The sequence below is a fragment of the Colidextribacter sp. OB.20 genome (assembly GCF_009911595.1).
Lineage (GTDB): Bacteria > Bacillota > Clostridia > Oscillospirales > Oscillospiraceae > Lawsonibacter.
Map to the genome: position 1 here is coordinate 1 of NZ_QWKG01000107.1, position 8,543 is coordinate 8,543.

An 8,543-nucleotide genomic window follows, 5' to 3' on the forward strand; every position below is an offset into this window, starting at 1 on the left:
GCCGGCCAGGCCGCCGCTCTGGAGGCCGAGCGGGCCGGGCTGGAGCGCCGCCGGGACCAGCTGCTCCGGGACACGGAGACCCACAAAGCCCTGGCCCAGAAGCGGCTGTCCGACCGATACGCCCGGGCGGAGGAGGAGTGCGAGGCCGCCCGGCGGCAGGTGGCCGACCTGGAGTGGAGCCTGGGCCAGCGGCCCATCCCCGACCGGGAGGACGTGAAGCGCTCCCAGGGGGAGCTGCAATACCTCAAGGTTTTAGACGAGGAAATTAAACAGGGCTCCGCCGCCCTGGCCGAAGCGGAAGAGACCTCCGCCAAGGCCAAGGAGGCGGTGAAGGATGAACACTTCGCCGGGCTGAACGGAGAGGAGGCAATGACGAAGGCGGCGGAAATCGGCGCCGCCGTCCAGACTGACCGGAAAAAGCTGGCCAAATGGATGTCCCCCAAGCTCACTGTCATTGGTCTTGTCCTTGCCGCCCTCCTTGGCGGCGGCGGATGGCTGGTCTACAGGGACGCTGTAGCTGCCGCCGTCCTCGCCCTGGCTGTCTGCTTCAGTGTGGCCGTCAATTTCCTGGCTGCCCGTATCAGTGCCCGGAAGGCAAGGAAACGGATCGCTGACCTTCTGTCGCCCTTTGGCGTCCAGACCCCGGAGGAGCTCACCGCCCTGGCACAGAATTACAAGGACCGCTGTCAGGCGGCGGAGAGGGCCGCCCACGAGGTGGAGGTCATTCAAAACGCTGTCGCCGCGCGGCAGGAGAAGCGGGATACCGCCAAGGGGGAGCTGCTGGATTTTGTCCACAGCTTTGCCCCGGAGGTGACCGATCTGTTCGGCTGCTCGGCGGCCCTGAGCCGGGCCCTGAGCATGGATCACGACCTGACCCTGGCCCGGGAGCGGGAATCCGCCGCCCTCCGCCGGCTGGAGGACCTGGAGGCCCAGGGGGCCAAACGGGAGGAGAAGGCCGAGCGCATCCCCATCCCCGAGCTGGGCCCCGAGGAGACCGCTCAGGCCCTGGCCCGGACCGCCGCCCAGGTGGAGGAGGTCAGCGCACGGCTGAATCAGACCCGCGGGAGCCTCCAGACCATGGGGGACCCCGCCGCCCTGGCCGCCCAGGCCGAGGAGCTGGAGGACAGGCTGAGCCGGAAGCGGCTGGAGGCCGAGGCCCTGGCCCTGGCAATGGACGTCCTGACCCAGGCCAACACCCGGCTCCAGGAGCGCTTTTCCCCCGAGCTGAACCGGATGGCGGGGGAGTATATGGCCCGGCTCACCGGGGAGAGGTATTCGGCGGTGAGCCTGACCCGGGAGCTGGAGGGCTTTGTCCGGACGGGCGGGGACGTGCTGCCCCGCAGTGCGCTGTGCCTGTCCCGGGGGACGGCGGACCAGCTCTATCTGGCGGTGCGGCTGGCGGTGTGCCGGCTGTGCCTGCCCGAGCGGCCCCCCATCTTGCTGGACGACGCCCTGGCCTCCTTCGACGACGACCGCCTGAAAATGGCCCTGGAGCTGCTGGGCGAGCTGTCTCAGGAGCAGCAGCTGCTCCTGTTCACCTGTCAGAAGCGGGAGAGCGAGGCCCTGGCCGGCGTGCCGGGGGTGACGAGGCTGGAGCTGTAGGAGAGCGCCAAAAGCCTCCCTTTTACAAAGGGAGGTGTCATTTGCGGAGCAAATGACGGAGGATTTTCTCTGATCGAACGCTCCAGAGGAAACCCCCACCCGGCTTCGCCGGGAGCCCCCTTGCGAAGGGGGCCTTATGTCCCGGTCCTTCCCCTGTTGCAATTTCCCGCGAAAGCGGTTATAATACCACTCACCAACGAGGAAACGAGGTATTCCCATGGACGAATACAACGACCTGCCCCAGGGCGGGGAAGAGACGGAAGAGGAGCAGGAGCCCCGCAGGCCGGGGGCCGGGCTGTATGAGTGGCTCCAGCTGTTCTTAGGCTGCGTGGTGATCGCGGTGGTGCTGTTCAACTGTGTGGCCCGGCTCACCCGGGTGGACGGCCCCTCCATGGAAAACACCCTGCGGGACGGGGAGATTATGATTATCTGGTCTCTGGGCTACACCCCGAAGCAAGGGGACATTGTGGTGGTGAACAAGACCCCCGTGGTGCTGACCGGCTGGACCGGGCCCCGGGCCATCATCAAGCGGGTCATTGCCACCGGGGGCCAGACAGTGGACATCGACTACAACGCCGGCGCCGTCTATGTGGACGGCCAGCGGCTGGACGAGCCCTATATCAAGGAGGAGATGTATCTGCCCTACTCCTCCACCATGCTTCAGACCCACTGGGAGGTGCCCGAGGGTTCCGTCTTTATCATGGGGGACAACCGGAACAACTCCACCGACAGCCGGGACGAGCGGGTGGGCACCATTGACAGCGGCTATATTCTGGGCAAGGCCGTCCTGGCCCTGTGGCCTCTGGACCGCTTCGGCGCGGCATAAGCCCAGCTCCAATTTGACAGCCTCCGGCCGGGAATTTCCCCGGCTGGGGCTGTTTTTGCCAGAAGTCAAGAATAATTTGCAGTAAATTAGAATAATCAGCAAACTAACCAAACCACCCATACCATTTTTAGGCTATATCACAATAAAATAGGCATAACAATCTAACCGGGCGGGGCTTTCTCGTCCGGTTAGAACATTTGTATTCACTTCCAGCCGGTCAAGCCGCCTGCTGTTCTTCGTTGAACAGGTCGCTTGCCGACTTCCACCCAAGCAATTTCCGTGGGTAGTTGTTCACCCACCGTTCCGCCTCTTCCACCTGCTCCTTTGTCACCTCGTCAAAGTTGGTCCCCTTCGGGAAGAATCGGCGGATAAGCCGGTTCATATTTTCATTGCTCCCCCGCTCGTATGCGGAATACGGATGGCAGAAAAACACGATGGTCCGTTTCCCCTTCCGGCGGTGTGCAATCTCTATCCCTTCAAAGTCCTGGAACTCGCACCCATTATCCACCGTGATACTTTTGAACAGTTTGTAGAACAGCTTCCCGAATTTTCGTTCCAGGCGGTTGATGGCCTTGACCACGCTTGCCGCCGTGTGGTCCTCCAGTAGCATGACGATACCCATACGGGTCCGCCGCTCCGTCAGCACCAGCAGCGTTTTTTTGGAGCCTTTGCACCCCATGATGCTGTCCATTTCCCAGTGTCCAAACTTCTCCCGCTTCCCGATTTCTTTCGGCCTCTTTTCAATGCTCGTTCCGCGCGGCGCTCTCGCGGCCTCCTTCTTGCTCTTCGCCGCATAGTGCCGCCGCCCCTTTTCATGTAGATGCTTTTCGTTCAGCACAAGGAACACGTCGCCCCGGTAGATGTAATTGTAAAGCGTCTGCTCGCAGATGTCGGTTTCGTACTCGTCCTCTCCGTTTCTGATGTACGCCAGGGCCGCGCCAGGGGAAAAGTGCTGTTCTACGATAAGCTCTTCCAGCTTCTTCACCAGCGCGTGGTCGTGTCCGATTTTCAGGTCCGGCCCCTTTTCAGACAGGAATTTCTTGTACCTCCTATGCGCCACGTCAGCGCAATAAACCTCAACGTCAATTAGGTCCGTGGTACGCTGGACGCAGAGGCCCCGGTTGATTTCATAGTAGATAGACCGCTCACATTTCCCCAGTGCATCCGCGATAGCCTTTGGCTTAAACCCTTTTCTCAACATCCGCTCCACGGTGTAGCGGTCGTTCAGCGAAAAGTGTGTCGCCCCTTTGTGATTCATAGAAGCACCCCCTTCCCGGAAATAATAATCTGGAATAAATCAGAAAGTCAATAGTCCGCCCGTTCGGAAAAAGAATTGCCGTAGGCTAAAAAGCCTACGGCAAAATTTTTCTTTATCCTCGTTCAGCCCAGCGGCGTTTCCCGCCCCGTTCCGATAATCCAGTCTGCGGACACGTTGAAAATCTTGGTCAGCACCAGAATCTCATAGTCCGTCACCAGGCGGGACCCGCTTTCAATCCGGCTGATTACATCCTGCTCCGCAATCACGCCCTCGGTCTGCATCTTCGCGGCAAGGGCCGCTTGTGATAGCCTCGCCTTTAGCCGCAGCTCCCGGATGCGGTCGCCGGACACGTTGCCTTTTCCCTCAAATTGAAATTTCTTCACCGCGCCCCCTCCCATTCATGGCAATGTCCCGTATTTTATTAAACATTACCATACTTCCCGCTCCGGTCCATGGTAATACTCAATGGATTTCAGCAGAATCATTCCCGCTTTCGGTATGGTAATATTCAGTTGTCTACTTGACATTGCCATAAACAGAGGCTATCATGGTAATACTCCATAAACCCCTAAAATAAATCAAAGGATGTGATTGTATGGCGTTGATGTCCTGCCCCGAATGTGGCAAAGAAATTTCCGACGCGGCGCAGGCTTGCCCGCATTGCGGCCACCCTATCCAGGAGCCGCAGCCCCAGGATACGCCCCCGGCCCCCCGCAAAAGCAAACGTTCCATTATCATAGCAGCTTGTGTCCTTGCGCTGGTTGCCGTGGTTGGCATTTTTGTTGGCGTCCAGCAGAAGCAGGCCAGCGATAGAGCGGCGTATATCGCCAGCCTGAACGAACTCCGGGCGCAGACAATCCGTGGCGGCTCGGTTGCAGAAAAGATGTGCAACCTAACAAAGCAGGTCTGGTATAACACCATCTACAAAGAGCGCGATAGTGTAACCGACAAATACACCAGAAGCGGCGGCGTGTTTCACGATGATTTCAACACGTCTCTATCCCTCCTGTATGCCGAGGACAATACCGCGACTGTTATATCCGGCTTGCAGGCAAACCGCGAATTAGTTGACGGAATTATGGCAGACCTGCAAAATCCCCCAGCAGAGTTTGCCGCCTGTTATGAAGCCGCCGATTCGTTGTATGACGCATACTGCGGCTTGATTGACTTGGCGGTTTCTCCCAGCGGCAGCTTAAAGACCTATTCTGAAAACTTTAGCAAGTATGACGAGGACCTGTTAAAGTATTACAATAAGCTGGAGGCATTGATACCCAGCGAATAAACCATCAAGCAACAAAAAATCCCCCGGCAGCAGGCCCGCAAGGACCCCGCCGCCGGGGGATTTTCTTGACCGAATCGGTCAGCTATTCTTTTTGATGCTGTTAAGCTGTTCCAGGGTTTGCCGGAATTTATCAAAGCCGAACATAGCGGCATAGGCCACGAATACGCCCATCACCACAGCGGCCACCACCATGTACCACGTCACGGCCACGCCCATGATTTGGCAGGCGGCAAAGAAAGCCAGCAGCGTCACGGCCATAGCCACGGCAAAGGCCAGGAGATTTGTCGGCAGCTTTCCCCAGGTCAGCTTTTTCAGCACCTCCACGATGATGTTCGTTACCACCATCAGGACCAGCACCACCGGCAGCACCAGTGCCGCAGCCACGGGGATGTTTTGAATCAGAGCTTCCACGATGTTTTCCTCCTTATTTCTCGGTCGTTCCCAGTACGTTCCGCTCCGCCCGGTCCTCCGTCCGGCGGTTCAGCCACATGAGCGCTTCCTCAATGTGTGTCAGGGCGCAGGCGTTTTCCCGGCAGGAAAACGGCCCAGCCTGAAACGCCCGCAGCTGGTCACGCACGATTTCCAGCAAGTCCGCACCACACACTCCTTTCCGCGCCTCCGGGTCCTTGCGCGGCCCGCACTGGAATTGGATGCGCACCCCGTCCCCGTCGCTCTCCGGCAGACCGCCGCCGAACGACACCACATAATCGTGATGCGCTCCGCCCGGTCCGGCCTCCCCGTCTCTATAGACGGTGTTCAGGTTGTCGTGCTTCTGGATGGTATTCAGCTTTTTCATGCTCTTTTCCTCCTATGCTTTTTTCAGGTATGCCCCGGAGCTGAACCCCGTGTATTTGACGCCCTTGTATGTAACCTGGATATACAGCCACTTCACGCCGCTTACCTCCGTGTAGTAGCCGTAGTTCTGTACCTTCGTCCCACAGGGCAGGACAACCATGCTCCCGGTTTTGGACCCGGCCACATTGCGGATGTGGAGGCCGCTTCCCGCCGTCACGGCGTAGGTCCCGGCCAGCTTCTTGTCGAACGACTTCGCAACGCCGGTCGCTTTCCGCTCCGCCGTCACCCCCGGCGCGGCCTGCGGCACGTCCTCCGGCTTGACCTCCGCCATGGAGCCGTCCACCAGCTTCCCGCTGTTGTTGTACTCCCGCGCGTCCACAATCCAGAAATAAGCGGCCTCGTTCTTGAAGGTAGCCAGATTGCCGTTTACCCGGTTATCCCTGGTGGATGCCGGGTCGTTGATGCGCACCTTGCCGTCCGCCCACCACAGCACGACGAAATGCCCGCCGCCGGTCCAGGTCCCCTTCTTCATCAGGGCGATAGCGTAGTAGCCCTGTTTCAGATACTTCACCGTCTCGTCAAAGGACGTGGCCTTGGGGTTGTGGTAGGCGTTCACCCAGTTAAGCTGCCAGCACTTGATGCCGTAGGCCGCAAACTGCGGGGCAAAGTAGGCGTAATAGGTGCCGTTGCCCAGGGCCTTGTACCCGTGGTCCACGGACCATTTGCAGGTGTCCTCCGGCGTGATGTTCTTCCCCGTCAGGGTGGACAGCAGCATGGCCGCTGCGGTCGGGCCGCACCCGCTGTCCCCGATGGTGGAGTTCTCCCCCTTCACCCGGTAGGGCTTGCTGGCCCACCGCTTGTCCGTCTGGAGGAAGGAAACAGGCTTTTTGTTCATCTTTGGTCCTCCTTCCGCCGCCTGCCCGGCGGCAAACTTGTCATAGTAGACCTGCCCATACTGCGCCCGCTTCTGCTTCACCGCCTCCCCCTGGTTGGCGGGCCGCTCAAATTTCAGCAGTACAGCGTTGGACGCCGCTTCGATAGTCCTTGCCGTTTTCAGCGTAGACAGCACAGCGGAGAAAGAGCTTTCCAGCTCGTGGACCAAAAAAGCAAGCTGTGTCTCCATGTCCCCCACAGACTTCCCCGCCGCCTTTGCAAAGGCCAGCAGCGCGGCCTTGCGGGTGTGATAGGTCCACTGAGCCAGCCCATACCCGGCCCCGTCCTTGGCAAAGTTGGTATAGGCCCCGCTGTCCACCGCCGCCGTGTAGGTGGCGTCCGTATACCCCAGCTTCTTTTCGTAGGTGTTCTGGAGGTTGGTAGGAATCAGCCCGCTTTCCGCGTAGAGATTACCCATCAGCCCCGACGCGCCGTAGGCGGTCATGCCCGCCGCCGTCAGGTAGTTCCAGATTCTTTCCTCATTGTTTTTTCCGGTCAGCATTTGTAAACGCTCCTTTTTCGTTATCCCATGCCCGGCGGGTCCGTGTCCTCCGGCTCCGCTTCCGGCGTGTCTCCCCTGTCCGGCCAGCGGTTATTTTTGCTCAAATTTTCCACGCCGGACTTAAATGCGTAGACCGCCACCGGCACGATGATTTCAGCAAGAGCAACCTTCGACAGCTCTTCCGCGATTTGCACCTTGTCCAGCGCGGCCAGGATGTAGCTGCACCACACCCAGGCAAAGCCGTTTATGACGCAGGCCCACACAAACCGCTTCATTGTCTCCGGCCTCTCCGGCGGCAGGCCCTCCTTGATGATTTCCCGCAGCTCCTTCACCCGTCGGCGCAGATGCCGGATGGTCGCCGCGCTGAACACAATGCCCAGGGCGATACCCACCACCAGGGCGCAGGCGGCGACAATCAAAATTTTCATGGCGGCTCCTATTCTTCCTCTTCATGGGCCGCTTGGTTCAGATGCTTTTCCAGCTTGTCCAGCGCGGCGGTCACTGGTCCGTTGCACCCTTGTTCTTTCAGCCCCTTCAAGCAGGCCAGGACCCCATAGCAGATAAGCGTCTGCTCCTTGCGGATGGCGGCAAGCTCCTTGTCCTGCTTCTTCTGCCGGTCCACAAACTTGATGCACCACACCACCACCCCGCCGATGCCGCCCAGCGCGGCCAGCACCGCCGAAATGGTGATGATGGTGTTTGCGTCGATGTACATTGCTCACGCCTCCAAATTGTAGTTTGGGGCCGTCTCCAGCGTGGAGACGGCCCCGGCTGTCCTGGTTACAGTTTCACTTCCAGGTCCTCAAGAATCTGCTCGACCTGCTCCCGCAGAATGGCGGGAACCTGCTCCAGCGTTTTCTTGCCCTTGATGATAAGGGTCGCGTACACGATAGCCATACCGTTTTTCTCCTTTCCCATCAGAATATCCAGCAGCCACAGACGGACCCTACTCATGGTCCTGCTCCGCCAGCAGTGCCTCGACCTCCGCCCGGATGCGGGCGGGAACGTCGTCAATGGTTTTCAGGCCCTTTTGGATAAGGGCGGTGTAAATCTTCGCCATTACTCCATGCCTCCAATCATCTGCTCGTACACGTCGCACAGCGCCAGGTTTGTGTTGTCCACCTGTTCCTCCAGCGCCGCAACCTTCGCCCGCAGTTCTTCGTTCTCGCGGGTAAGCTGCTCGTTGCTCTTGCGCTTGTTCATTTCCTTGATGGAATCCTCGCGCCTCTTTACCATTACTGGAACCCTCCTTGCACAGAACTGATGTAGCCGCCCTGGCCGGACGGCCCCCGCTTCGCGCTCACGCGGAAGTTAAAGGCAAAGCCATTGGCGGCGGTTTCGTTTT

13 protein-coding genes are annotated in these 8,543 nt (G+C 59.4%); 3 read left to right on the forward strand and 10 right to left on the reverse strand.

Annotated features, from left to right (window positions below; all coding sequences use genetic code 11):
- Together D1641_RS18140 and lepB are read left to right on the forward strand one after the other, a co-directional pair.
- The coding region (locus D1641_RS18140) for a hypothetical protein (RefSeq protein ID WP_160668255.1) at positions 1-1,602 on the forward strand (1,602 nt) is incomplete at its 5' end.
- A 217-nt stretch (positions 1,603-1,819) separates the two neighbouring features.
- Positions 1,820-2,428, forward strand: coding sequence for a signal peptidase I (lepB, locus tag D1641_RS18145; RefSeq protein WP_160668257.1), 609 nt, complete (start codon positions 1,820-1,822; stop codon positions 2,426-2,428).
- A 217-nt stretch (positions 2,429-2,645) separates the two neighbouring features.
- On the opposite strand, the gene D1641_RS18150 is transcribed toward lepB, so the two are convergent.
- Positions 2,646-3,686 carry an IS30 family transposase gene (locus tag D1641_RS18150; RefSeq protein WP_160265732.1) on the reverse strand — a complete coding sequence of 347 codons (1,041 nt, stop codon included), beginning with the start codon at positions 3,684-3,686 and terminating at the stop codon, positions 2,646-2,648.
- Positions 3,687-3,808: 122 nt separating this feature from the next.
- Positions 3,809-4,069 (reverse strand): helix-turn-helix transcriptional regulator, encoded by a 261-nt coding sequence (locus D1641_RS18155; protein WP_160668293.1) that lies wholly within the window; start codon positions 4,067-4,069, stop codon positions 3,809-3,811.
- Positions 4,070-4,281: 212 nt separating this feature from the next.
- On the opposite strand from D1641_RS18155, the gene D1641_RS18160 reads away from it, so the two are divergent.
- Complete coding sequence (locus tag D1641_RS18160; protein ID WP_160668296.1) at positions 4,282-4,968, forward strand: zinc ribbon domain-containing protein; 687 nt, start codon at positions 4,282-4,284, stop codon at positions 4,966-4,968.
- A gap of 78 nt (positions 4,969-5,046) precedes the next feature.
- On the opposite strand, the gene D1641_RS18165 is transcribed toward D1641_RS18160, so the two are convergent.
- The 8 genes from D1641_RS18165 to D1641_RS18195 form a co-directional block, all read right to left on the reverse strand.
- Positions 5,047-5,379: a hypothetical protein gene (locus D1641_RS18165; protein WP_160668298.1), complete on the reverse strand. Its 333-nt coding sequence runs from the start codon at positions 5,377-5,379 to the stop codon at positions 5,047-5,049.
- 13 nt (positions 5,380-5,392) lie between these two features.
- Positions 5,393-5,764, reverse strand: coding sequence for an ABC transporter ATPase (locus D1641_RS18170; RefSeq protein WP_160668300.1), 372 nt, complete (start codon positions 5,762-5,764; stop codon positions 5,393-5,395).
- Between the two features lie 12 nt (positions 5,765-5,776).
- On the reverse strand, positions 5,777-7,198 hold the full coding sequence (locus D1641_RS18175) for a phage tail tip lysozyme (protein ID WP_160668302.1): 1,422 nt from the start codon (positions 7,196-7,198) through the stop codon (positions 5,777-5,779).
- 20 nt (positions 7,199-7,218) lie between these two features.
- Entirely contained in the window at positions 7,219-7,626 is a 408-nt protein-coding gene (locus tag D1641_RS18180; RefSeq protein WP_160668304.1) for a hypothetical protein, read from the reverse strand.
- Between the two features lie 8 nt (positions 7,627-7,634).
- Complete coding sequence (locus tag D1641_RS18185; protein WP_160572447.1) at positions 7,635-7,913, reverse strand: branched-chain amino acid ABC transporter permease; 279 nt, start codon at positions 7,911-7,913, stop codon at positions 7,635-7,637.
- 65 nt (positions 7,914-7,978) lie between these two features.
- Positions 7,979-8,152, reverse strand: a complete 174-nt coding sequence (locus tag D1641_RS18190; RefSeq protein WP_160572448.1) for a CD1375 family protein — start codon at positions 8,150-8,152, stop codon at positions 7,979-7,981.
- The gene (locus D1641_RS19800; RefSeq protein ID WP_279285721.1) at positions 8,145-8,258 is read right to left on the reverse strand and encodes a CD1375 family protein; all 114 of its coding nucleotides are present in this window, start codon (positions 8,256-8,258) and stop codon (positions 8,145-8,147) included. Before D1641_RS19800 ends, D1641_RS18190 begins: the two co-directional genes overlap by 8 nt.
- Positions 8,258-8,434 carry a hypothetical protein gene (locus D1641_RS18195; RefSeq protein ID WP_160668307.1) on the reverse strand — a complete coding sequence of 59 codons (177 nt, stop codon included), beginning with the start codon at positions 8,432-8,434 and terminating at the stop codon, positions 8,258-8,260. Before D1641_RS18195 ends, D1641_RS19800 begins: the two co-directional genes overlap by 1 nt.
- Positions 8,435-8,543 lie beyond the last annotated feature (109 nt).

Coding starts and splice junctions, on each gene's coding strand:
- D1641_RS18180 (WP_160668304.1), bottom strand. CDS start 7,626: ATGAAAATTTTGATTGTCGCCGCCTGCGCCCTGGTGGTGGGTATCGCC.
- D1641_RS18150 (WP_160265732.1), bottom strand. CDS start 3,686: ATGAATCACAAAGGGGCGACACACTTTTCGCTGAACGACCGCTACACC.
- D1641_RS19800 (WP_279285721.1), bottom strand. CDS start 8,258: ATGGCGAAGATTTACACCGCCCTTATCCAAAAGGGCCTGAAAACCATT.
- D1641_RS18185 (WP_160572447.1), bottom strand. CDS start 7,913: ATGTACATCGACGCAAACACCATCATCACCATTTCGGCGGTGCTGGCC.
- lepB (WP_160668257.1), top strand. CDS start 1,820: ATGGACGAATACAACGACCTGCCCCAGGGCGGGGAAGAGACGGAAGAG.
- D1641_RS18170 (WP_160668300.1), bottom strand. CDS start 5,764: ATGAAAAAGCTGAATACCATCCAGAAGCACGACAACCTGAACACCGTC.
- D1641_RS18160 (WP_160668296.1), top strand. CDS start 4,282: ATGGCGTTGATGTCCTGCCCCGAATGTGGCAAAGAAATTTCCGACGCG.
- D1641_RS18195 (WP_160668307.1), bottom strand. CDS start 8,434: ATGGTAAAGAGGCGCGAGGATTCCATCAAGGAAATGAACAAGCGCAAG.
- D1641_RS18175 (WP_160668302.1), bottom strand. CDS start 7,198: ATGCTGACCGGAAAAAACAATGAGGAAAGAATCTGGAACTACCTGACG.
- D1641_RS18190 (WP_160572448.1), bottom strand. CDS start 8,152: ATGAGTAGGGTCCGTCTGTGGCTGCTGGATATTCTGATGGGAAAGGAG.